General features: G+C 58.1%; 26 protein-coding genes and 1 tRNA gene. 20 read left to right on the forward strand and 7 right to left on the reverse strand.

Annotated elements, in window-relative coordinates; genetic code table 11:
• Positions 1-75: 75 nt before the first annotated feature.
• Complete coding sequence (locus Q1A52_RS19275; RefSeq protein ID WP_299783334.1) at positions 76-282, forward strand: DUF6356 family protein; 207 nt, start codon at positions 76-78, stop codon at positions 280-282.
• Complete coding sequence (locus tag Q1A52_RS19280; protein ID WP_300019126.1) at positions 282-1,079, forward strand: class II glutamine amidotransferase; 798 nt, start codon at positions 282-284, stop codon at positions 1,077-1,079. The genes Q1A52_RS19275 and Q1A52_RS19280 overlap by 1 nt, the downstream gene beginning before the upstream one ends.
• Before the next feature lie 51 nt (positions 1,080-1,130).
• Here the strand turns inward: Q1A52_RS19280 and Q1A52_RS19285 are convergent, their stop codons facing one another.
• The 4 genes from Q1A52_RS19285 to Q1A52_RS19300 form a co-directional block, all read right to left on the reverse strand.
• On the reverse strand, positions 1,131-2,345 hold the full coding sequence (locus Q1A52_RS19285) for an NADP-dependent isocitrate dehydrogenase (protein ID WP_300019128.1): 1,215 nt from the start codon (positions 2,343-2,345) through the stop codon (positions 1,131-1,133).
• Positions 2,346-2,480: 135 nt separating this feature from the next.
• Complete coding sequence (locus tag Q1A52_RS19290; protein WP_300019130.1) at positions 2,481-3,065, reverse strand: HD family hydrolase; 585 nt, start codon at positions 3,063-3,065, stop codon at positions 2,481-2,483.
• The gene (locus tag Q1A52_RS19295) at positions 3,058-3,300 is read right to left on the reverse strand and encodes a hypothetical protein (protein ID WP_299783330.1); all 243 of its coding nucleotides are present in this window, start codon (positions 3,298-3,300) and stop codon (positions 3,058-3,060) included. The genes Q1A52_RS19290 and Q1A52_RS19295 overlap by 8 nt, the downstream gene beginning before the upstream one ends.
• Before the next feature lie 4 nt (positions 3,301-3,304).
• The gene (locus tag Q1A52_RS19300) at positions 3,305-3,958 is read right to left on the reverse strand and encodes an alpha/beta hydrolase (protein ID WP_299783329.1); all 654 of its coding nucleotides are present in this window, start codon (positions 3,956-3,958) and stop codon (positions 3,305-3,307) included.
• Positions 3,959-4,139: 181 nt separating this feature from the next.
• On the opposite strand from Q1A52_RS19300, the gene Q1A52_RS19305 reads away from it, so the two are divergent.
• The 13 genes from Q1A52_RS19305 (at position 4,140) to Q1A52_RS19365 (ending at position 13,282) form a co-directional block, all read left to right on the forward strand.
• Positions 4,140-4,598: an Rrf2 family transcriptional regulator gene (locus Q1A52_RS19305; protein ID WP_300019132.1), complete on the forward strand. Its 459-nt coding sequence runs from the start codon at positions 4,140-4,142 to the stop codon at positions 4,596-4,598.
• 49 nt (positions 4,599-4,647) lie between these two features.
• The gene (locus Q1A52_RS19310) at positions 4,648-5,718 is read left to right on the forward strand and encodes a cysteine desulfurase family protein (RefSeq protein WP_300019134.1); all 1,071 of its coding nucleotides are present in this window, start codon (positions 4,648-4,650) and stop codon (positions 5,716-5,718) included.
• A gap of 15 nt (positions 5,719-5,733) precedes the next feature.
• Positions 5,734-7,269, forward strand: a complete 1,536-nt coding sequence (gene sufB / locus Q1A52_RS19315) for a Fe-S cluster assembly protein SufB (protein WP_300019136.1) — start codon at positions 5,734-5,736, stop codon at positions 7,267-7,269.
• Positions 7,262-7,591, forward strand: coding sequence for a hypothetical protein (locus tag Q1A52_RS19320; protein WP_300019138.1), 330 nt, complete (start codon positions 7,262-7,264; stop codon positions 7,589-7,591). Before sufB ends, Q1A52_RS19320 begins: the two co-directional genes overlap by 8 nt.
• Entirely contained in the window at positions 7,591-7,938 is a 348-nt protein-coding gene (locus Q1A52_RS19325) for a hypothetical protein (RefSeq protein WP_300019140.1), read from the forward strand. Before Q1A52_RS19320 ends, Q1A52_RS19325 begins: the two co-directional genes overlap by 1 nt.
• Complete coding sequence (locus Q1A52_RS19330) at positions 7,935-8,249, forward strand: YbjQ family protein (protein ID WP_300019142.1); 315 nt, start codon at positions 7,935-7,937, stop codon at positions 8,247-8,249. Before Q1A52_RS19325 ends, Q1A52_RS19330 begins: the two co-directional genes overlap by 4 nt.
• A gap of 68 nt (positions 8,250-8,317) precedes the next feature.
• On the forward strand, positions 8,318-9,073 hold the full coding sequence (gene sufC, locus Q1A52_RS19335; protein ID WP_300019144.1) for a Fe-S cluster assembly ATPase SufC: 756 nt from the start codon (positions 8,318-8,320) through the stop codon (positions 9,071-9,073).
• Positions 9,073-10,353, forward strand: a complete 1,281-nt coding sequence (gene sufD, locus Q1A52_RS19340; RefSeq protein ID WP_300019146.1) for a Fe-S cluster assembly protein SufD — start codon at positions 9,073-9,075, stop codon at positions 10,351-10,353. Before sufC ends, sufD begins: the two co-directional genes overlap by 1 nt.
• Entirely contained in the window at positions 10,353-10,838 is a 486-nt protein-coding gene (locus tag Q1A52_RS19345; protein ID WP_300019148.1) for a YIP1 family protein, read from the forward strand. Before sufD ends, Q1A52_RS19345 begins: the two co-directional genes overlap by 1 nt.
• Positions 10,835-11,428, forward strand: coding sequence for a YIP1 family protein (locus Q1A52_RS19350; protein ID WP_299827536.1), 594 nt, complete (start codon positions 10,835-10,837; stop codon positions 11,426-11,428). Before Q1A52_RS19345 ends, Q1A52_RS19350 begins: the two co-directional genes overlap by 4 nt.
• Entirely contained in the window at positions 11,421-12,641 is a 1,221-nt protein-coding gene (locus Q1A52_RS19355) for a cysteine desulfurase (protein WP_300019150.1), read from the forward strand. The genes Q1A52_RS19350 and Q1A52_RS19355 overlap by 8 nt, the downstream gene beginning before the upstream one ends.
• Positions 12,642-12,671: 30 nt before the next feature.
• The gene (locus Q1A52_RS19360; RefSeq protein WP_300019152.1) at positions 12,672-13,148 is read left to right on the forward strand and encodes a hypothetical protein; all 477 of its coding nucleotides are present in this window, start codon (positions 12,672-12,674) and stop codon (positions 13,146-13,148) included.
• Positions 13,149-13,205: 57 nt separating this feature from the next.
• Positions 13,206-13,282 (forward strand) — tRNA-Arg (locus tag Q1A52_RS19365).
• Positions 13,283-13,666: 384 nt separating this feature from the next.
• Here the strand turns inward: Q1A52_RS19365 and Q1A52_RS19370 are convergent.
• Complete coding sequence (locus Q1A52_RS19370; protein ID WP_299783317.1) at positions 13,667-13,984, reverse strand: polymer-forming cytoskeletal protein; 318 nt, start codon at positions 13,982-13,984, stop codon at positions 13,667-13,669.
• Positions 13,985-14,212: 228 nt separating this feature from the next.
• The gene (locus Q1A52_RS19375) at positions 14,213-15,172 is read right to left on the reverse strand and encodes a permease (protein WP_300019154.1); all 960 of its coding nucleotides are present in this window, start codon (positions 15,170-15,172) and stop codon (positions 14,213-14,215) included.
• A gap of 146 nt (positions 15,173-15,318) precedes the next feature.
• Between Q1A52_RS19375 and Q1A52_RS19380 the strand changes: the two genes are divergently transcribed.
• From Q1A52_RS19380 to Q1A52_RS19400, 5 genes are all read left to right on the forward strand, one after another.
• A complete protein-coding gene (locus tag Q1A52_RS19380; RefSeq protein ID WP_300019156.1) occupies positions 15,319-16,176 on the forward strand; it encodes a LysR substrate-binding domain-containing protein in 858 nt (285 codons plus the stop codon).
• A gap of 177 nt (positions 16,177-16,353) precedes the next feature.
• Positions 16,354-16,890, forward strand: a complete 537-nt coding sequence (locus tag Q1A52_RS19385) for a hypothetical protein (protein WP_300019158.1) — start codon at positions 16,354-16,356, stop codon at positions 16,888-16,890.
• Positions 16,891-17,208: 318 nt separating this feature from the next.
• Positions 17,209-17,730, forward strand: coding sequence for a GAF domain-containing protein (locus Q1A52_RS19390; RefSeq protein ID WP_300019160.1), 522 nt, complete (start codon positions 17,209-17,211; stop codon positions 17,728-17,730).
• A 195-nt stretch (positions 17,731-17,925) separates the two neighbouring features.
• The gene (locus tag Q1A52_RS19395; RefSeq protein WP_300019162.1) at positions 17,926-20,271 is read left to right on the forward strand and encodes a cache domain-containing protein; all 2,346 of its coding nucleotides are present in this window, start codon (positions 17,926-17,928) and stop codon (positions 20,269-20,271) included.
• Entirely contained in the window at positions 20,255-20,902 is a 648-nt protein-coding gene (locus Q1A52_RS19400) for a response regulator (protein ID WP_300019164.1), read from the forward strand. The genes Q1A52_RS19395 and Q1A52_RS19400 overlap by 17 nt, the downstream gene beginning before the upstream one ends.
• Before the next feature lie 466 nt (positions 20,903-21,368).
• Here the strand turns inward: Q1A52_RS19400 and Q1A52_RS19405 are convergent, their stop codons facing one another.
• On the reverse strand, positions 21,369-21,938 hold the full coding sequence (locus Q1A52_RS19405) for a DUF882 domain-containing protein (RefSeq protein ID WP_299863778.1): 570 nt from the start codon (positions 21,936-21,938) through the stop codon (positions 21,369-21,371).
• Positions 21,939-21,968: the final 30 nt, after the last annotated feature.

The raw sequence follows: 21,968 nt of genomic DNA on the forward strand, positions 1-21,968 counted from the left end.
TGTTTCGTGCAGCGAATTGGGACAAATTCCCCTGATCCATTCGATAGATGTATCGAAACACAACAGGAGGCCTCCATGTTCCAGCGCATTTTCCTTTCTCACCCGGCAACCGTCGATGAGACGTTCTTTCAGCACATGCTCTTTGCCCTGCGGTTCGCCTTGTCGCTGTTCGCAGCCGCCGGTGCGGCGCTTGTGCATGCATTTGTGCCCTGCCTCTTTGAGAAGACGGCCAGCCGGATCATCACCCGCCTCTATGGACGCATCCACAATCGGGGACACTGATGTGTCGCTGGGCCGCCTATCACGGCGCGCCGATCTTCCTCTCCGAGATTCTGACGGCCCCTGCGCACTCGCTGATCATTCAGTCGCGGGCTGCCACCGAATGCAAGACGACGATCAATGCGGACGGCTTCGGGCTGGCGTGGTATGATAAACGGCCGGAGCCGGGCCTCTACCGGGATGTTTACCCGGCGTGGTCCGATCCCAACCTGGCGGCTCTCGCTGATCAGGTGCAATCGCCGCTGTTTCTGGCCCACGTGCGGGCCTCCACCGGCACGGCGACCAGCCGCAACAACTGCCATCCCTTCGTGCAGGGGCGCTGGTCTTTCATGCACAACGGGCAGGTGGGCGGTTTCGAACACTTCCGCAAATCCGCCGATATGATGATTGATGACGCCCTCTATTCGGCGCGACGCGGCGCCACGGACAGCGAGGCCCTGTTCCTGATTGCCTGCGCCCTCGGGCTCGATGATGATCCGCGCGGCGCGTTGGAGGCTGCGGTTGGAAAGCTGCAGTCCATGGCGGCGGGATTTGGTTTTCAGGGGCCGCTCATCCGCTGCACAGCAGCGCTCTCGGATGGCGAGACGCTCTACGCGATCCGCTACGCGTCTGATCACCTCGCCCCGTCGCTTTACTATCAATGGCACGACGCCCGTCGCGGCTGGGCTGTCGTTTCCGAACCCTATGAAGAAGATGCCACTGAGTGGCACGCCGTTCCTGCTGGGAGTTTCTGCCGCTTCACCAAAGACGCGGTCGAGATTTCAGATTTTGCCCCTCCACAACCGGCGCAGGTGGCATGAAAAAAGGGGCTGCGTTGCCACAGCCCCCCACATACCTGAATGACGAGAGCCTCAGCCGACAAGCGCCTTGTTGAGGTTTTCGTCCACTTTTTCCAGAAAACCCATGGTGGTCAGCCATTTCTGGTCGGGCCCGACCAGCAGGGCAAGATCCTTGGTCATGAAGCCGCTTTCCACGGTATCCACGATGACCTTTTCCAGCGTCTCGGCAAAGTTCATCAGCGGCGTATTGTCGTCCAGCTTGGCACGGTGCTTGAGGCCGCCGGTCCAAGCGTAGATCGACGCGATGGAGTTGGTCGAGGTCGCTTCGCCTTTTTGGTGCTGGCGATAGTGACGGGTGACGGTGCCGTGGGCTGCTTCGGCCTCGACGGTCTGGCCATCGGGGGTCATCAGTACCGACGTCATCAGGCCAAGGCTGCCAAAGCCCTGCGCCACGGTGTCGGACTGCACGTCACCGTCGTAGTTCTTGCAAGCCCAGACGTAGCCGCCGTTCCACTTCATCGCGCAGGCGACCATATCGTCGATCAGCCGGTGCTCGTAAGTGATGCCAGCGGTCTTGAATTTCTCTTCGAATTCAGTCTCGTAGATGTGCTGGAACAGTTCAAGGAACCGGCCATCGTATTGTTTGAGGATCGTGTTCTTGGTCGACAGGTACACTGGCCAGCCAAGCGACAAACCGTAGTTCATCGAGGCGCGGGCAAAGTCGATGATCGACTGGTCGAGGTTGTACATCGCCATGGTCACACCGGCGCCGGGCGCGTCGAAAACTTCCTTTTCGATCTCGGTGCCGTCGTCACCCACGAATTTGATCGTCAGCTTGCCCTTGCCGGGGAATTTGAAGTCTGTTGCGCGGTACTGGTCGCCGAAAGCATGACGGCCAACCACGATGGGCTTGGTCCAGCCGGGCACAAGGCGCGGTACGTTCTTGCAGATGATCGGCTGGCGGAAGATCACGCCGCCGAGGATGTTGCGGATGGTGCCATTGGGCGAGCGCCACATCTGTTTCAGGCCAAACTCCTCGACCCGCGCCTCGTCCGGCGTGATGGTGGCACATTTCACGCCGACACCGTGTTCCTTGATCGCATGGGCGGCATCAACGGTGATCTGGTCATCGGTCTCGTCGCGGGCCTCGATGCCGAGGTCGTAGTATTTCAGGTCCACATCCAGATAAGGCAGAATGAGTTTCTTCTTGATGAAATCCCAGATGATCCGGGTCATCTCATCGCCGTCGAGTTCGACGACGGGGTTGTCTACCTTGATCTTTGTCATGGAGTTCTCCTGCGTGGGGGTTCGAGTCAGCCTGCGCGCGGTGTAGCGCAGATGACTGTGGTTTAAAAGAATGTATACATATGTATACCGAGCCAAAATCTTGAAAATGCGACGGATTGGCGCCGAAAGCGGTGCTCAGGCGCGCGGGCGGTCGAAATAGGCGGCAAGCTTGGGACGCAGCCAGCCCCAGATAAAAGGTGCGCCGCGCTGCATCGGGGTGCCGACCCTTGTGTCGAGCTGGTCGAGCGTGACGCCGTAGTCGCGCCACGACCCGCCGCCGTTTTCCATATTCGCGAGCGGTGTAGTCAATCGGTCGATGGCCTTGCCAAACCTCGCATCCGGGGTCTCAGCCGCTTCGAATTCATCCCAAAGCGCTCGGTAGGTCGTGGCCTGATCGTGCGGCAAAAGGCCAAAAAGACGATCCGCAGCCGCCCGTTCCGCCGCGTCCTGGGCCACAGTATCCACATTGCCGTGGATAGGGTTGTCACCCGCGTCGATCTCCACCAGATCATGGATCAGCAGCATCTTAAGAACCCGGTCAATGGACACACCCTCAGGCGCGTGGTCGGCCAGCACAAAGGCGTGCAGCATCACGTGCCAGGAATGCTCGGCGGAGTTCTCGAACCGGCTGTTGTCGTGCAGGCGCGAAGCGCGCAGGACGGATTTCAGCCGGTCCGCTTCGTTCAGAAAGGCGATCTGCGCCGCCAGACGGTCACCCATCCTTCGGCGGCTCCAGACTGCGGGCCATCTCGTCCTTGATCGTCTTGAGCATCTCACGCGCCCGCTGTTCAGCGCGGCGCACACGCACCGCCGTCAGATAGGCCTCTTCCATGGTCTGCGACGAGCCGCCGATGGTATCGGCGACACGTTGCACAAAGGCATCGTCGCCCGTTGCGTTGATGATCTTGAGGCTTTCCAGCGCCAGTTCGTCCGCGACGTCTTCGACGATCCCCATAGGCCTACCGCGTCGTCTCTGTCAGGCGGCGCTTCACGTAAGATGTCGTCGTGTCGATCAATGTGTCTATGTGCGGTTCTTCAAAGAAGTGCCCGGCACCGTCGACCTGTTCGTGAGTGATGGTGATACCCTTTTGCTCATGCAGCTTTGCCACCAGCGATTCCGTGTCACTTGGCGGCGCCACGCGGTCGGCGGTGCCGTTGATGATCAGGCCCGAGGCGGGGCAGGGGGCGAGGAAGGAAAAGTCATACATGTTGGCGGGCGGGGCCACCGATATGAAGCCGGTGATCTCGGGCCGGCGCATCAGAAGCTGCATCCCGATCCATGCACCAAATGAAAAACCCGCTACCCAACAGTGTTTGGAGTTGTTATTCATCGACTGCAAGTAATCGAGCGCGGAGGCCGCGTCAGACAGCTCGCCAATCCCCTGATCATATTCCCCCTGGCTGCGCCCGACACCGCGGAAATTGAACCGCAGCACGGTAAAGCCCATGTTGTAAAAGGCGTAATGCATCCGATGCACGATCACATGGTTCATCGTCCCGCCAAACTGCGGATGCGGGTGCAGGATGATGGCGATCGGCGCATCCCGTTCTTTTTGGGGGTGGTAGCGGCCTTCGAGGCGGCCTTCGGGTCCGGGAAAAATGACCTCGGGCATGGGCGTCCCTGTAACAATGTCCACATGAGCTTTGCGAAATCTTGACGGCTTCGCTCAGGCACTTTAGAACGGTTCTAATTCGTGCGCACTTCGTGTGTCGGAGTGCGAAATCTGGACTTAGGCATTTAATTGCCCCGCGTCAATCAATTGCAGGCCAGACGGGCCGGGGGAGGGTTCCGCCGTGAAACTATCAACGAAGGGACGCTACGCGATGGTCGCCCTGGCAGACATTGCCCTGCAGCCTGAGGGCAGCCTGATCACACTGGGCGAAATTGCCGAACGCCAGTCGATCTCGCTGCCCTATCTGGAACAGCTTTTCGTGAAGCTGCGGCGGGCGGAGCTGGTGTCCTCCGTACGCGGGCCTGGGGGCGGCTACCGGCTGGCGCAGCGCCCCTCCGACATCCGGGTCGTGGATGTGCTGTCGGCCGTGGACGAAACGGTCGATGCCATGCACAAGGGGGCAGGCGCCTCGGGCGGTGCCTCGGGCAGCCGGGCGCAATCGCTGACAAATCGGCTGTGGGAGGGGCTTTCGGCCCATGTCTACGTGTTTCTGCATCAGACGCGGCTCTCCGATGTGGTCGCCAATGAGTTGGCGCCATGCCCGGCGGTGCCGATCCTCTTTGATGTCGTGGATGAATAAGCAATATGGGATGCCTGCCGCGTCACCCCGCTAAAAAAAGGATAGAAGCATGCGCCGCGTGTATATGGATCACAATGCAACCGCTCCCCTGCGCCCCGAAGCGCGGGACGCGATGCTTGCGGCCATGGATATCGTCGGCAACCCCTCCTCCGTGCACGCCGAGGGCCGTGCGGCCAAGGCATTGGTCGAGCGCGCGCGGGGACAGGTGGCGGCACTGGTCGGCTGTGCGCCGGGGGAAGTTGTTTTTACGGGCTCTGCGACAGAGGCTGCGGCCCTGGGCCTGCACGCAGGTCCGGGCATTGCAGACGGGCCGGTTGCGTTCGAGGCAGCAGGCATTGAGCACGATTGCGTGTCGCTGCTGTGCATGGAGACCTTGCGTGCAGATGAAAACGGGCGCGTGTCGGGATTTGAACGTCCCGACACCGTGGCCTTGCAAGCCGCCAATTCCGAGACGGGCGTAATCCAGGACGTGCCGCTGGGCCTTGGGTTTTCGGACATCGTTCAGGCAGCTGGAAAAATCCCAGTCGATTTTGCGCAAAGCGGGACCCGCATGGCGATCCTGTCAGCCCACAAGCTGGGCGGGCCAAAGGGCATTGGCGCGCTGATTGTGCGGCGCGGCATGGATGTGTCCGCGCTCGTGCGGGGGGGCGGCCAGGAGATGGGGCGCCGGTCCGGTACGGAAAACGTGACTGGTATCGCTGGATTCGGCGCGGCAGCCGAGGCGGCGGCACGGGATGTGGCGGCGGGCAGGTGGGAAGAAATCGAAGAACTTAGAAAGATTCTAGAAAACACCCTTGCAGCTTCGGCAAATGCAACTATTTTTGTCGGGAAAGGCGCAAACCGCCTGCCGAACACCTCTTGTTTCGCCACGCCGGGCTGGAAAGGCGAAAGCCAGGTGATCCAGATGGACCTTGCAGGTTTTGCTATCAGCGCAGGGTCTGCCTGTTCCAGCGGCAAGGTGCGCGCAAGCTCTGTTTTGCGCGCAATGGGCTACGATGAAGAGACGGCCAGCAGCGCCATTCGGGTGTCGCTGGGATTGGATAACACCGCCGAGGATGTGCAGCGATTTGCTGAAGTCTGGCTGGCGAAAGAACGTAAATTTCGCGCCCGCGCGGCGTGAGTTTTGGAGGGAAAGATGGCTGCACTGGACCAACCTTTGGACGAAGTACAAGTCAAGGAAGGCGTCGATCAGGAGACCGTGGATGCGGTCCGCGAGGTCGGTGGCAAGTACAAACACGGCTGGTCCACGGACATCGAAATGGAGTACGCGCCCAAGGGTCTCTCACCCGATATCGTGCGCCTGATTTCCGAGAAGAACGAAGAGCCGGAATGGATGACCGAATGGCGTCTGGCCGCCTACGAGCGCTGGTTGCAAAAGAAAGAGCCCAAGTGGGCGATGGTTGACTACCCGGAGATCGATTTTCAGGACCAATACTACTACGCGCGCCCGAAATCGATGGAGGTCAAGCCGAAGTCGCTGGACGAGGTCGACCCCAAGCTGCTTGAAACCTACAAGAAACTCGGCATTCCGCTGAAGGAGCAGATGATCCTCGCCGGTGTTGAAGGCGCGGAGGAGTTGGGCGACGAGCCGCGCAAGGTCGCGGTGGATGCGGTGTTTGATTCCGTCTCGGTCGGCACGACGTTTCAGGATGAGCTAAAAAAAGCGGGCGTGATTTTCTGTTCGATCTCCGAGGCGATTAAGGAGCACCCGGAGCTGGTGAAGAAATACCTCGGCACCGTCGTGCCGGTGAGCGATAACTACTATGCAACGCTGAACTCAGCGGTCTTCTCGGATGGGTCGTTTGTCTATGTGCCGCCGGGCGTGCGCTGCCCGATGGAGCTCAGCACCTATTTCCGTATCAATGCGGAGAACACGGGCCAGTTTGAACGTACGCTGATCATCGCCGACAAGGGCTCCTACGTATCTTATCTTGAAGGCTGCACCGCACCGCAGCGCGACATTGCACAGCTGCACGCCGCCGTGGTCGAGATCATCGTCGAGGAAGACGCGGAGGTGAAATACTCCACCGTGCAGAACTGGTATCCCGGCGATGAGAACGGCAAGGGCGGGATCTATAACTTCGTGACCAAACGCGCCGATTGCCGCGGCGACCGCGCCAAGGTGATGTGGACGCAGGTCGAGACCGGCTCTGCCGTGACATGGAAATACCCGTCCTGCATTCTGCGCGGCGATGACAGCCAGGGCGAGTTCTACTCGATTGCCATCACCAACCACATGCAGCAGGCCGATACCGGCACCAAGATGGTGCACCTGGGCAAGCGCACGAAGTCGCGGATCGTTTCAAAAGGTATCTCGGCGGGCAAGGCGCAGAACACCTATCGCGGGCTGGTCTCGATGCACCCGAAGGCAAAGGAATCGCGGAACTATACGCAGTGTGACAGTCTTCTGATCGGCGGTGACTGCGGCGCCCATACGGTGCCGTATATCGAGGTGAAGAACAATTCCTCCCGCGTGGAGCATGAGGCGACGACGTCCAAGGTGGATGACGACCAACTCTTCTACTGCCGCTCACGCGGGATGGACGAGGAGGAGGCCGTGGCGCTGGTGGTCAACGGCTTCTGCAAGGACGTGCTGCAGGCCCTGCCCATGGAGTTCGCCATGGAAGCGCAGCAGCTGGTGGCGATTTCGTTGGAAGGTTCTGTTGGATAATCAGTCGGCCATCAACGATAAGGCGTGGGAAGAGCTTGAAACCATGGAGATCGAAATCAGAAGGCTGCAAGCTCTTGAATTCGCAGGTGCCAAAACTGCGCTCATTTGGCTTAGTCCATTTCTAGTCGTTGTTGTCATCATGTTAGCTGGCATAGCGGGAGTTGAGATTGGCGATCCTTTTGTACTCTTCGCCTTACAGTTCCCGCTATTAATCGTTGGATATATTGGAGCGCGCCCAATGCTGAAAGCGAAGAAGCAACGACATACCAGTGCGCGTCAAGCTGCTGCCGTCGTGAACTCGATGAGAAAGCGGAACGTCTAATGGCTCCCGGCGCATCGCATAACGGCCACGGCCTCCGTGTTCGCCTTGGCAACCCCGGGCGGCTGTTGGCGGAGACGCGAGAACTAACGCTGCTCATTCTTGGTCATCTCTTCGTGTTCCTGCTCTCCATGGGGCATGACGAGATTGTCGCAGAGATGGTTGAAGACGGCTGGTTGTTTGCACAATACGCGGAACGGTTCGAGGTCGCCATCGGGCTGATCCTGTTCCTTTGCTGGAGCGCGCTGACTTGGCGGCTCGTAAGCATTCTGCAACGCGCCGTCGTTCACTCTGAAATCTGCCCGGACTGCCACCAGACGCGGATTGTTGAAAGGGAAAACCAAACATGATTTTGACAACGACCAACACCGTCGAGGGTCATCCGATCACCGCCTATCACGGCATCGTCGTGGGCGAGGCGATCATGGGTGCGAATATCGTGCGGGATTTCTTTGCCTCTGTGACGGATGTGATCGGCGGCCGGTCGGGCGCTTACGAGAGCAAGCTGAAAGACGCCCGCGACGAGGCCATGCATGAGATCGAAGAACGTGCCGCCGCACTGGGGGCGAATGCCGTGGTCGGCATCGACCTCGACTATGAGGTGATCGGGGACTCCATGCTGATGGTCTCCGTATCCGGGACCGCCGTGACGATTACCTGAATAAAAAGATGTAACACGCTGAACAAGAACACTTTCCGCCTGCCGGAACCGATAGAAGGACGAACGAAATGCTGAGCATCAAGAACCTGCACGTGAAACTGGAAGAAGAGGACAAGCAGATCCTCAAAGGCGTCGATCTGGAGATCGAAGCGGGCAAGGTGCACGCGATTATGGGGCCGAATGGTTCGGGCAAATCGACACTTTCCTACGTGCTGTCCGGCAAGGATGGCTACGAGGTGACCGATGGCACCGCGATGCTGGAAGGCGCGGACGTTCTGGAGATGGAGCCTGAAGAACGCGCCGCTGCTGGCCTGTTCCTGGCATTTCAATACCCTGTCGAAATTCCCGGCGTGGGCAACATGACCTTCCTGCGCACCGCCGTGAACGCACAGCGCAAGGCGCGCGGCGAAGAGGAGATGTCCGCCGCCGACTTCCTCAAGGCCGTGCGTGCACGGGCAAAAGAGCTGAAAATCGACGCCGACATGCTAAAACGCCCCGTCAATGTGGGATTTTCCGGTGGCGAGAAAAAGCGTAATGAAATCCTGCAGATGGCGATGCTGGAACCCCGGATGTGCATCCTCGATGAAACCGATTCCGGTCTCGACGTCGATGCCATGAAACTGGTCGCCGAAGGCGTGAACGCGCTGCGCTCCGAGGGGCGGGGTTTTCTGGTGATCACCCACTATCAGCGGTTGCTGGATCACATCAAACCGGACGTGGTGCACATCATGGCCGACGGCAAGATCGTCAAATCCGGGGGCCCGGAGCTGGCGCTGGAAGTCGAGAATAACGGCTACGGCGATATCCTTGCAGAGGTGGCGTGATGGCTGACGCTGCAGAAAAAATCTCCACCACCGACGCACGTCTTGGCGATTTGACCCTGCCTGCAGGGGGATGGTCCGAGGCGGCGCGCAAGGACGCCTTGGCGCGCGTGCAGGCGATGGGTCTGCCGGAGCGTCGGGATGAGTATTGGAAATACACCCGCCCGGACACGCTGACCCAAGCTGGTGCTGTCCCCGCCGCGCTCTTCGACAACGATGAGGCGCCGATCTTTGGTGAGATGGACCGACTGAACATCGTCTTCGTGGACGGGGTGTTTGATCCGCAAGCCTCTGACGATTTGAGCCTCGAAGGGGTGACCATCGACCGGCTGGCCGAGGCAAAAACCGACATCCACTGGGCGCGCGACCTCTACGGCGTATTGGAAGCCAAAGGGCAAAACCCCGTGCCGCGCCCGCTGGCCGCCCTCAATACCGCTTTTGCCACGGACGGCGTGCTCATTCACGTGACGGGCAATCCGTCCAAGCCGATCAACCTGACCTATCATCACCGCTCCGAGACCTCGGATGCGATCCTGCACCATGTGATCCGGCTCGATCCGGGCGCGGAGGTCACGGTGCTGGAAAGCGGCCCGGCAGCGGCGCGGTTCAATAAATGCATGGAAGTGGAGGTGGCCGATGGCGCGACATTCCACCATGTGCGTGCACAGGGCAGGGACCATGAGCGCCGCGCAGCCACGCATATCTTTGCCCGGCTAGGGACAGAGTCGGTTTTCAAATCCTTCACGCTGACCGCCAATGGCGTGCTCACGCGCAATGAATGCGTGATCGAGTTGACCGGCGATGACGCGGTGGCCCATGTGGCGGGAGCCTGTGTCGGCGACGGTGATTTCCACCACGATGATACGGTGTTCATCACCCACGACGCCGTCGGCTGTGAAAGCCGTCAGGTGTTCAAAAAGGTGCTGCGCAATGGTGCCACAGGCGTTTTCCAAGGTAAGATTCTGGTCAAGAAAGACGCCCAGAAGACGGACGGGTACCAGATCAGCCAGTCGCTGCTGCTGGATGAAGACAGCCAGTTCCTCGCCAAGCCGGAGCTGGAGATTTACGCCGATGACGTGGCCTGTTCGCATGGCAGCACGTCGGGCGCGATTGATGAGGATGCGCTTTTCTATCTGCGGTCCCGCGGCGTGCCGGAAGGTCCCGCAACGGATCTTCTGACGCTCGCCTTTCTCGCGGAAGCGGTGGAGGAAATCGAGAACGAAGACCTGCGCGACGAGATCAACGACCGCCTTGCCGCCTGGCTGGAACGGCATCGAAGCTAATGGCGGTCACGCGCAATATCACGGCAACCTATCGCAACCCGGGCAAAGCACTGCGCGGGTTGCTGGCCCTTGGGCAGCGTGAAGATCGGGCCCTGGCCTATCTGATGGCTGGCTGCGTGGTCGTGTTTATCGCGCAACTCCCGCGTCTGGCCCGCGAGGCGCATCTGACGGGGGAAGAGCTGGACATGCTGATGGGCGCGTCCCTCATGGCGTGGGTCTTCATCGCCCCGCTGCTGCTGTACTGCCTTGCGGCACTATCGCATCTTGTGGCCAGGTTGTTTCGAGGGCAAGGCAGTTACTATGGCGCCCGGCTGGCCCTTTTTTGGGCCTTGCTGGCCGCCTCACCGCTGATGCTGCTGAACGGGCTGGTGGCAGGGTTCATCGGGCCGGGCCTGGAGTTACAGGTTGTTGGCCTTGCATGGCTTGTCATTTTCCTGTGGTTCTGGATCAGTGGGCTGATTGCTGCAGAAGGACGCGCCGCGTGATCTCGACCGTAAACTGGCCGCAACTGGCCCTGCTGACCGTGCGCGCGCCGAAAGAGGCCGCCGCCATCATCATGAGCTGGCAGCTGCCGCGAAAAGAGCTATGGATGGCCGCTGCCCTGGTCGCGATCCTCAGCACCTTCATGTCGACCCTGTCGAACATGCTGCTTCCGGTGCCCGAACCGCTGGCCGGCATGGTAAACAACCCCTTCACCCTCTTCATGATCGTCGCCGGTGGGTTTGTCGTTACCGTCCACGCGCTGTTCTGGACGGGCCGTGCCATGGGCGGATCCGACGATATGAGTGATCTGCTGGCACTCCTTGTCTGGCTGCAGATTCTGCGGTTGGCGGCACAGGTGCTCGTGTTGCTCAGCGTCCTCTTGATACCCGTCCTCGCGGGTTTTCTCGTTCTGATCGTCGGCATCGCAACGATCTGGATTTTCCTCAACTTCATCAGCGTGGGATTGCAGCTGAACTCCCTTATGAAAGCACTGTTCGTGCTGCTTGCAGGCGCGGTGGCCATGTCCCTCGGGTTTTCCCTATTGCTATCCCTGATCGGCGTCAGCGCGCTCGGAGTACCTGCCAATGTATGATGTCACCAAAATTCGCGCCGACTTTCCGATCCTCTCCCGCGAGGTGAACGGCAAGCCGCTGGTTTATCTGGACAATGGCGCCTCTGCGCAAAAACCGCAGGTGGTCATCGACGCCATCAGCAACGCTTATTCCAACGAATACGCCAATGTGCACCGCGGCCTGCATTTCCTGTCGAACCTTGCCACCGACAAATATGAAAGCGTGCGCGGTGTGATTGCCCGATTCCTGAACGCCGGATCAGAGGACGAGATCGTGCTGAATTCAGGCACAACCGAAGGCATCAACATGGTGGCCTACGGTTGGGCGATGCCACGGCTGGACGCGGGTGACGAGATCGTGCTTAGCGTGATGGAACACCACGCCAATATCGTGCCCTGGCACTTTTTGCGCGAACGCCAGGGCGTGGTGCTGAAATGGGTGGATGTGGACAGCACCGGCTATCTTGATCCGCAGGCCGTGATCGATGCCATTGGCCCCAAAACCAAACTGATCGCCGTGACACATCTGTCGAATGTACTGGGCACACGGGTGGACGTGAAGACAATCTGTCAGGAAGCCCATGCCCGGGGGGTCCCCGTGCTTATCGATGGCAGTCAGGCGGCAGTGCATCAACCGGTGGACGTCAGCGACATCGATTGCGATTTCTATGCGATCACCGGACACAAGCTGTATGGGCCCTCCGGTTCAGGCGCAATCTATGTGAAATCCGAACGGATGGCGGAAATGCGCCCCTTCATCGGCGGCGGGGACATGATCCGCGAGGTCAGCAAGGATGGCGTGATCTACAACGATCCACCGATGAAGTTCGAGGCGGGTACCCCCGGTATCGTGCAGACCATCGGTTTTGGCGTTGCCCTAGAGTACATGATGGCGCTGGGAATGCAGAATATCGCCGCCTACGAGGACAGCCTGCGCGACTACACGGTGGAAAAACTCGGCGGTCTCAACTGGTTGCAGGTGCAGGGCACGACCCCCGACAAAGGTGCGATCTTCAGCTTCACCATGGAGGGAGCAGGGCACGCGCATGACATTTCCACCATCCTCGACAAGAAGGGCGTCGCCGTGCGCGCGGGTCAGCATTGTGTCGGTCCGCTGATGGCGCATATGGGCATCCCAGCCAGTTGCCGCGCCTCCTTTGGGCTCTACAATACGCAAGCCGAGGTGGACGTGTTGGTCGAGGCGCTGGAACTTGCGCATGATCTTTTTGCCTGACGGTGCGGCGCTGGCTACAATGCACGGATGATGCGACGAATCCTTATCACTCTCTGGCTTCTGGTCCTTCCCGGCATCGGTTTCGCAACTGACATCCAACCAGAGTCCGGAACGTGGTCAGGCGAGGTCACCTTCGACAGCCAGACCGGTTGTCCAGCCGAGATGGTCGGTCAGATGAAGCAGGCACGGCAGGGGTACACCGGCCAGCAGATCACCTTTCCCGATCCCTTCGGGCCAGCTGTTTTCGAGGATATTGATCCTAATTTCACATGGCAGAAGATTGCGCCCAACATCTGGGAAGGCATCTTTAGTGACGTCCAGCAGACCGCAATTGGCACGATGACCGTGGTGTCGAAATCGATCATGGTGATCATCGCGCCCGATCAGATCAATCAACTTGCGGATCTGACCGTGGATTTGCCGCAAAGCATGGCGACCTCGATGGGAATGGCAACTACCACATGTCTCGTGCGCTCCACCGTCTATCACAAACGTACTGGTCCTTGAGACGGTGATGTTTTGCCGTTGCGAGGCGGCATTTGTCCCGCTATACCGCGCATCAGTGGACCCTTAGCTCAGCTGGATAGAGCGCTGCCCTCCGAAGGCAGAGGCCAGAGGTTCGAATCCTCTAGGGTCCGCCACATCTTCTCTTAAGAGCTTGATTTCAAGGGGCTTCCGATTGTGTGGTGCCGTCTGCTCCACTTGATCCGCCGTGCCTTCCAACGGCAGTTGAGCACGACACGTGCACGTTGCCCCCTACGGATAGGTAGTCTCCGCATCATACCCGGACCCGACAAAGGCAATCTCTTGTGTCAGCGACCTGCCGAGTGAAGGCTAGAACAGAAAACGGACACATCCTTGCTCCTGATCCGCGCTGCATTCAAGTCACGGCCTACCGGTTTTTCGGTCCAACGGCTTCCCATCCAAAGCATGCAGTGCTCAACCAAAACTGTGCCCGACAGAACAGGCGGCAGTTTCGGCATGAACGGCACGGGGCAGCAAGTTCAATACCCTGCTGAGGCAATTCACCCCGTTCCAGTAATGTCGATTTTTCCGACAACCTTCGCGCCGCTCTCTGTCGTCATGGTTTCGGCCTTTACATCCGCTTGAACATTGGATGTCGATGCGAACGTAACATTGTCACACTTCAAGCTGCCTTTGTGTCTTCCTTCGACAACGACAGTCTTTGCAGACACCGCACCGTCAACGGTTCCACCTGACCCGATGACCACCTCTGCAGCGGTGACGTCCCCTACAACACTTCCTTTGATCTCCAGATTTCCGTCACTTGACTTGATGTTGCCATCTATCGTCAGTTCGCCTTCAACAATTGAGTTAGCCACTTTGAATTCCTCTAAGGGGACAATCTTTGCGACAGTAGATTGGAAGCGATGGTTAGCACAGCTTGCACAGCAATGAGCAGCCTTCTGAGCAAAAGGTTGCCATCAGGTGTGACCCGCCAACAGGCCAGTTGTCATAGCTTGTGCGAGCAAGCAACAGATCGGGCGAGCGGCGGCTATTGCGAGACAAACCTGCCGGAGCCGAGTGACCGCCTTCGTGGACGCGGGGATCTAAACAGCCCATTCGAACGCATACCCGGCTGCAAGCGACCCCAGAACGGCCAGTGCGAGATACAGCAGAAATGGCTTCAGTTTCAGGATAGGCGCAATGGCAAGGGCACCCCAGATGCTCACCACGCCGCCCGAGATGAGAAAGGCCATGGCAGCCCCCTCCGACATACCGGTTTCAATCAGACCCCGGGTCAGCGGCAGCGCGGCGTAGCCGTCGATGTAGGCAGGCGCACCAACGAAGACCGCCGCAGGAATGGCCCACCACTGATCTTCACCAACATAGGCCGCGAGCGAGCCGGGGGTGAGTGCGGCGTTCAGCGCATATTCTGCGGCGAAGGCTGGGATCAGGCAAATCAGAATCAAACGTGCCGTGGCCCAGAACTGCTTGGCAAAGGACCGGCGCCGGGTATCGGTGCGCCAGATCCAAGGATCAAATGTCTGCGCCTGGCCACACCGTGCGGCACTCAATTGCCTGGCCATGCCATTGTCACGAAGCGCGTGCAGCGCCCAGGATGTGCGGGCGAAAAGTGCTGTAATCGCCCCGCCAAACACGCCTAAACAAAAAGCGGCGATGGTTTTGCCAACCGCAAAACTCAACCCGAGTGTTGCCGCCGTCGTCGCAAGCATGGCCGGGTCTGTGATTGGGGAGGACAACCAGAACGCCATGATCGGGGCCAGGGGCACGCCAACGGCCAGCAACCCGGCCATCAACGGCAGGACTGTGACACCGCACACCGGTGTTATTGCACCAATCAGCGAAGCGGTCAGAATCGTACGTAACGTTCTGCCCTCAAAGGCACTTGCGATGCGAGAATCTGCCCCGCTCGCAATAATCCAGGCTGCGAGAACGATGCCCGGAATGACGATGGGAGCGACGACAACCAATCCACACAGGACAAATGTGGCGGTCTCCAACAGATAAGTCGGCCAGATGGCTCCGATGCCCATCAATGTGAGCACGCAGATGCCCCAAATTATCAGTTTCCTGCTTGAGCGTTTTTGAACAATGGTTTGATCGGTCACCGCAAACTCCTTTTGCTTGAAGTTACGGAAGCTCAAGCCATATATGAAACGCATAATTCATATTTCAGGTATCGAAAAATCAAATGGAAAATCTGAATAGTGATCTTTTGCGCACCTTCGTCGCCGTCGCCCGCGCCGGAAGCGTGACCGAAGGAGCAGAGCAGATACACCGATCCCAATCTGCAACAAGCCTGCAAATTAAACGTCTTGAAGTGATCGTCGGGCACCCTGTGTTCGAGAGACATGGCCGCGGCGTTGTATTGAGCGCCGTGGGCCGCCGCCTGTTACCAATTGCACAGGAGGTAACAACCCGTCTCGATGTGGCCCTGCGCGACCTCTCGAAGGAAGCTGTCACAGGCAAGCTTCGGATTGGCATTCCAGACGATCATGGCAGGACAAAGCTCGCGCATATCATTGCAGCCTTCACACGTCAGCATCCGCATGTGGAACTTGATGTGACCTGTGCCCTCAGCACAGGGTTCCCCGGCGCGCTGGAAAAGGGAACACTGGATCTTGCCATTTACGAAGTCCAAACTCTGGGGCCGCATGAAGAGTTGCTATTCGAGGATCCAACCTGTTGGATGTCTTCTACAAAGGTGGATTTCACAGCATGCGATCCCCTTCCGCTCGCGGTTTTTGATCAAGCCTGCTGGTGGCGCGACGCGGCAATCGGATCACTTGAGAGCAGCGGGAAACCCTATCGTATCGTCTATTCCAGCCAAAGCGTCTCAGGTGTGCTCGCGGCGGTAGAGGCCGGGATTGCTGTCGGCCTCCTGGCGCGTTCGTCTCTTCATGCGGACCTGTCGGTGGTCAGCGACCGCCTTGGATGTCACTCAACACCAACGTCCAAGTTGGTCATGGCGACGAACCAGTCGTCAGATGACGACCCGATGTCAGCAATGAAGACTGCCATCCGCGATGCATTCCTGACCAGGTCTTGAAATGTGCCCCTTCGGAAAACCATGGCACCCCACCGGCCTGAACCCAGGGCGGACCTCAGCCTCTGCGATGTCAAGTTTCTGCGAGACGCGTCGAGCCAGCTGGTGATGTCGTCACAGGCCGACTACCCTCGCGGGCAACCTATTGGAGTAAAATAGCAAAACATGTGGAAATCGGCATTGGCACTTGCGCTTCTCTCGGCGCCGACGCAGGCGTACATCCTGGATGGTGAAATCATCCGACAAAACGGTAGCGGGATGTTCGTCAAGCTGACCACGGATGAACCTTTCGCCGTGGGGTTTGATACTTTCGATGACGACAATCTTTATGGCTTTGATGAGGATCAGAACATCACCCTTGTAGAGCCAATCCACGTCGACATTGGCGGGGTCAATGGGGTCATCCCGCAGGGATCGATTATCGCAAGCCACTGCGTTTTCTTTGATAGCTTGTCCGGCACCCAATATGGTTTCGTCTACTTCGACGCGCCTATTTTGGGCATTGCAGCGTTTCAAGGGACGATGGCCAGGACTGATTTTCTGGCCAATACGTCTGTAACCTACATCAGTCCTGAACTTCGGGGATTGGAGCAAGGCGACAGGGTGTGGGTGGATGAGCAAGACCCGCATAAGCTATGGGTGTTTTGGGCGGGCTCCTCACCGGGTGACTATATTCGCGTCTTCACAGATCAGTCTCCCAGCGCGCTGAACATGTAACTCTGCAATGACGGGAAATCTCCAAGAGCTACGGCGTTCAGAATGCCGACTGTCCGTTCCGCGCGCTCTGACAGACACCGTGATCACCCATGGCCTGATCAGTTTTCCGTGCAGGTTTTGCTTCCAAAGAAGCCTGGATGTTCGTCATTTTGCCTGTGATACAGACCCAATAGCGCCCTTAAATCCGCTAAACGGTGCGTGAAATCATCAATCGATGGACCGCATATCTAGGTAGTTTTGCCTAGGCAATTCTGCATATTCTACTGATAGGCGATGTCGGGCATAATGGCGCGTTCGCCTCAGTTCAGGACAGAAGCCTTGAAGACCCTTTTCCCATCGAACCAACCCATTTCCGGCGAGGAAGATGACACTCTTTTAGTGGAGCGCACGAACGCGGCGGGGATCAGTATTGACGTCCGAAGTGCACAAGCGCGGATACTGCCGCATCTCATGACGGCACAGCTGCAATCCACAGCGTCTTTTCTGTTTTCGTTTCAAGATCTTCAGTCCGCATACTCGCGTGATCTGCAAGGTCCGTCCGATACACATGACGACATTCTGCAGGCGCAATCCTTGCTCCTGGCCACGCATGCCACGACACTGTACGACGTTCTCAGAATAGATGATATCTACACCCATCCGCTGATCCGTCGTGGCGACCTTCTGTCAGGTCACAGGATACGATCGTTTGCCGCTGCGCCGTTGCGGGCGCCGGGGAAACAGCTTATCGGAGTAATATGTACCGTCGATACAATCGAAAGATGGTGGAGCGCCCGCGATATCCGCATCATAAGGCGAATTGTCGCTCAATTCGAAGCCCGTCATCTTTCGCACTCCTGAAATTATGTAACATACAGGACAGAGGGTATCGAATGATTGCGGATCTCAGACCGAGATGACTAAAACCACAAAGATCGGGGGCAGGGCAGATGCATGCCGCACTGACGCGCGCGCAGCAGAAGCCGCACACCCTACATGCCAAAAGACCGACGTGGCTCCCTGCTTTTTAACCCCCATTCGCAGGCGGATAACTGCATGAAGCTCTCGCTGGGTCTCATGTTGGCGCTGTGTCTCGCCGGTTTGCAGTTCGTCGCTGTGACAATCGTGGTGTTTTCCTCTTTTCTCACCTCAGAGAAAGTCTTGTTGGACCATGCTCGCCATCTGCTGCGTGACGTGGGGACCAACACCATCGAACATTCACGAGGCTTTCTGAAACCGGCCAAGGGGGCCGCCGAATTGGCCACGCGCCTTGCCGAAAGCCAGGTCATCTCCAGTGACAACTTCCAACAGCTTGAAAAACTGCTGTTCCAGCAATTGCAGATATCGCCGCAGTTTGCCGGAGTCTTTTATGGCGATGAGACCGGCAGTTTTGTCTATGTGATGCGCAGTAGCGGGCCCGGGCCGTTTCGAACCAAGATCATCCGGCAGGATGAGGAGACGCGTTCCGTCGAACTGATCTGGCGCGACAACGGATATGCGGAAGTTCTCCGAAGTCAGGATCCATTGGACCCTTATGATCCGCGCAACCGGTTGTGGTATCAGAACGCCAGCAGCGAGCGGGCCAGCATCTGGACCGACCCCTACATTTTTTTCACCTCACAAACCCCCGGCATCACCGCAGCCTCGCCCGTTTTCAGTGCTGGTGGAGAAATCCAGGGCGTCGTCGGCGTTGACATCGGGATCGAAGCGATTTCGGATTTCCTGTCCCGGCTGAATATCGGAGAGAGTGGCAAAGCCCTGATCCTGAACCGAAATGGCGACGTGATCGCCCACCCCAATCAGGACCTTATCAGCACCGCCAATGCCGACGGCACGTTCCGCTTTGTCAGCATCAACGAGTTCGGTGATCCGGTGGCACAGGCCGCATTCGGCCCGTTGATCAGGGGCGATGAGGTCTCCGTCGAGCGCGAGGTGTCATCGCGTTTCGAGTACGGTGATGCCACATATGTATCGACCGTGATGCCGGTGATCAGCGAGGAACTGCCCTGGACTATCGCGGTCTATGCGCCCGAAACCGATTTCACCGGCGAGATCAAGGCCAACCGGACGCAAAATGTTTGGATCGCGGCTTTGATCGCCTTGATATCCGGCGTCTTCGGATTGATTCTGGCCAACTACATCCATAAGCCCGTGCGCGCCTTTGCGGTGCGTTCCTCTTTGGTGTCACAGGGTGAAGTTTCTGCGTCCGAGCCGCTTCCCCATACGTACCGTGAACTTCAACGCGCAAATGAAACCCTGGTCCAAGCCATCGCGGAGCGCAAGAAGTCCGAAACCGAGTTCGGCCGCACATTTGACCTCGCCTCGCGGGGCATGGCCCAGATAGAAGCCAAAACCGGGCGGATCATGCGCGTCAACAGTAAGTTCGCCGCGATGCTCGGATATGATGCGGATGAAATCCTGTCCCTGACCGCACACGACATCTCGCATCCGGATGATCCAGTTGCAGGCTTCTTCTTTGAGGATGGCGGGCAGAAACGTTCTGAATACCTGCATGAAAAACGGCTCCTGCGCAAAGATGGCACCGCGATCTGGGTCAGCGAAAACGTGATTGTCATCCGCGATGATGCGGGCCACTCGCGCCACGCCGTGGTGACCGTTGACGACATCACCGAGCGCAAGGATGCGGAACGCAAGATCCAGCGCCTGAACCGCGATCTGTCGCATTCCTCGCGGGTCAACGTGATGGGACAAATGGCCACCAGCCTGGCGCATGAGTTAAACCAGCCGCTTTTGGCCATCACCCAGAACATGGATACCGCGCTTTACGCGCTGAAGGATAACGCCAGCGACACGGAAGAATTGAAAAGTATTCTGGAGGAAACAGACCGGCATGCGCACCGAGCAGGAGACATTATCAAGGCTCTTCGCGGGTTTGTTAAAAAGGACGGGGTGGAGAAAGCGGAATTCGATTTCGAGGAACTGCTGGAGCAAACGCTGCATTTGGTGCGTTCGGAGGCGAAGGAAAACGGCATCGGCATCCGAATCGATGTCCGTGACGTGGAACCTGTCTACGGCTCACGCGTTCAAATTGCACAGGTCTTGCTGAACTTACTGCGCAATGCCATCGAGGCCATCGGGGACAGTGACGTGCCAGAGCGCATCGTTTGGCTGAAAGGGCAGGAGAGTGATGAGGGCCTCACCATATCAATCACCGACACCGGCCCCGGCTTTGATCCACACGCAAACCTCTTTGAACAGTTTGAAACCACCAAGGAAGACGGTATGGGGTTGGGACTGTCGATTTGCCGCTCCATCATCGACTCGCATGGGGGAAAGCTATGGTATCAAAAGGATGACAACGGCCATTCGCAGTTCTGCTTCACGCTGCCCCCTCTGGTCCCCAAGAAGGTGAATGAGAAACTCAATGAATTCAGCGCCTGATCCTTGCGTATTCATTGTCGATGACGACGAGGATATCCGCACGTCCTTGTCCCGAGCACTGCGCACACGGGGATACAACACCTGCGTTTTTGACTCTGCCCAGGCGTTTTTGGACGGGTATGAGGCGGATCAGTCGGGCTGTCTTATTCTGGACTATGGTATGCCGGAGATGTCCGGTTTGGAGTTGCAAAAGCTGCTGGTTGTACGTGGTTACTCGCTGCCGGTGATTTTCATCACGGGGCACGGCGGGGTGCCCGAGACAGTACAGGCGATGAAACTTGGCGCCATCGACTTCCTGGAGAAACCCTTCCGGCAGGAAGCACTCATCAAACAGATCGACACGGCTCTTGAACTCGACGCACAACGACGGCAGGGGCAAGACAAGGCGCGCAACGCCCGCGCTCGGTTCGAAAAACTGACCGACCGTGAACGAGAGATTGCAGGCCTGTTCGTTTCCAACCCGTCGAGCGCGTCTAGCAAGGACGTTGCGCGGCAATTGGACATCAGCCCGCGCACTGTGGATCATCACCGCGCCCGTATTCTGGAAAAGATGCGGGTCAACTCGGTTGCAGAACTGATTGATCTCTCGAACACCACAAAGCTCTTCGAAAACCTGGGAAAACCGGCATAGGTAAATCTACCTAGGCAATGACACGAATTTACCCCGGAACGCTTTTGGCGCATCAATGGCAAACAGTGTGGGTGTTGGATATCGTGTGCACAGTTACGTGTAGCCGAGTAACGAGTACTTAAGTTTGTTTTTAACTAGCTGCTCATTTGAAGTTCCATTTTCGCATCCGGAATCAGGATTCAAGTGTGTAACGCTTGGGCAAGCCGGAAGAGCGTTGCAATCCACTGCACACTGGCGGGTTGCAACGCACCGGATGCCGCCAAGAAATCGCGTCCCTCAGTCACGACCTGTCTCTTCCTCCCCCGATGGCCGTGCGTTCGATGGAATCTCCCCGACAGCCAGGAAGAGGGCGCGATGCGCAGACCGCAATCCCAGCATCACGATGGGAAGTATTACGGAAAATTGCACAAAAAAAGCGGCCCTGAAGCCGCTTTCAATATCTCGATTTATACAGGGTGAGCGGTTTTCAGCGCCCCCAGGTGCGCACGACTCCGCAGTCCATATGCACGAAATTGGATCGCGAGTATTTACCAACACCGCCGCCCTTGCAGGCCGCCGCGGCGCGCGCCACCTGACCAACCGATCTGCTCGACAAACGCAGGTCAGCCGCCTGGCCTTTCATGTGCAGCGAGTTCTTGGCCACACCCCGGCTGCGCGAGCGCAGCATGGCGTTGGTTTGTGGACTGCGATAGCCGGACAGAAGCATGTAAGGCTCCGTGGCATCCAGAAGATTGTGCGCGGCCGACATGATGTCGATTGTGCGCAGGTCCATCGACTTGACGCCATCGGTGCGCCAATCCCGCATGAAGTGGTTGATTTCCTTGACTGCTTCGCGGACGTACTTGCCCTCGATCCAGTAAATCATATCGATGCGTTCGCCGGTCCTGCCGGAATACATCTTGATACGTCGGATGTCACCACCGCCGCGCAGGAATCCCGCCGCGTTGGCAAATGTTGGTGCTGCTGTGATCGCTGTCGCCGCGAATGCGCCCAGAAGCGCACGGCGGGACATGCTCGATGAACCGTCAATCGTCATGTGGTCTTCGCCCCGTATTCTGCCTTTACC

Origin of the sequence: uncultured Roseobacter sp. (assembly GCF_947488185.1) — a bacterium.
Taxonomy (GTDB): domain Bacteria; phylum Pseudomonadota; class Alphaproteobacteria; order Rhodobacterales; family Rhodobacteraceae; genus Roseobacter.

Coding starts and splice junctions, on each gene's coding strand:
- Q1A52_RS19300 (WP_299783329.1), bottom strand. CDS start 3,958: ATGCCCGAGGTCATTTTTCCCGGACCCGAAGGCCGCCTCGAAGGCCGC.
- Q1A52_RS19285 (WP_300019128.1), bottom strand. CDS start 2,345: ATGACAAAGATCAAGGTAGACAACCCCGTCGTCGAACTCGACGGCGAT.
- Q1A52_RS19295 (WP_299783330.1), bottom strand. CDS start 3,300: ATGGGGATCGTCGAAGACGTCGCGGACGAACTGGCGCTGGAAAGCCTC.
- Q1A52_RS19280 (WP_300019126.1), top strand. CDS start 282: ATGTGTCGCTGGGCCGCCTATCACGGCGCGCCGATCTTCCTCTCCGAG.
- Q1A52_RS19380 (WP_300019156.1), top strand. CDS start 15,319: ATGGAAAATCTGAATAGTGATCTTTTGCGCACCTTCGTCGCCGTCGCC.
- Q1A52_RS19360 (WP_300019152.1), top strand. CDS start 12,672: ATGCGACGAATCCTTATCACTCTCTGGCTTCTGGTCCTTCCCGGCATC.
- Q1A52_RS19290 (WP_300019130.1), bottom strand. CDS start 3,065: ATGGGTGACCGTCTGGCGGCGCAGATCGCCTTTCTGAACGAAGCGGAC.
- Q1A52_RS19325 (WP_300019140.1), top strand. CDS start 7,591: ATGGCTCCCGGCGCATCGCATAACGGCCACGGCCTCCGTGTTCGCCTT.
- Q1A52_RS19400 (WP_300019164.1), top strand. CDS start 20,255: ATGAATTCAGCGCCTGATCCTTGCGTATTCATTGTCGATGACGACGAG.
- Q1A52_RS19275 (WP_299783334.1), top strand. CDS start 76: ATGTTCCAGCGCATTTTCCTTTCTCACCCGGCAACCGTCGATGAGACG.
- Q1A52_RS19345 (WP_300019148.1), top strand. CDS start 10,353: ATGGCGGTCACGCGCAATATCACGGCAACCTATCGCAACCCGGGCAAA.
- Q1A52_RS19395 (WP_300019162.1), top strand. CDS start 17,926: ATGAAGCTCTCGCTGGGTCTCATGTTGGCGCTGTGTCTCGCCGGTTTG.
- Q1A52_RS19355 (WP_300019150.1), top strand. CDS start 11,421: ATGTATGATGTCACCAAAATTCGCGCCGACTTTCCGATCCTCTCCCGC.
- Q1A52_RS19310 (WP_300019134.1), top strand. CDS start 4,648: ATGCGCCGCGTGTATATGGATCACAATGCAACCGCTCCCCTGCGCCCC.
- sufB (WP_300019136.1), top strand. CDS start 5,734: ATGGCTGCACTGGACCAACCTTTGGACGAAGTACAAGTCAAGGAAGGC.
- sufC (WP_300019144.1), top strand. CDS start 8,318: ATGCTGAGCATCAAGAACCTGCACGTGAAACTGGAAGAAGAGGACAAG.
- Q1A52_RS19405 (WP_299863778.1), bottom strand. CDS start 21,938: ATGACGATTGACGGTTCATCGAGCATGTCCCGCCGTGCGCTTCTGGGC.
- sufD (WP_300019146.1), top strand. CDS start 9,073: ATGGCTGACGCTGCAGAAAAAATCTCCACCACCGACGCACGTCTTGGC.
- Q1A52_RS19330 (WP_300019142.1), top strand. CDS start 7,935: ATGATTTTGACAACGACCAACACCGTCGAGGGTCATCCGATCACCGCC.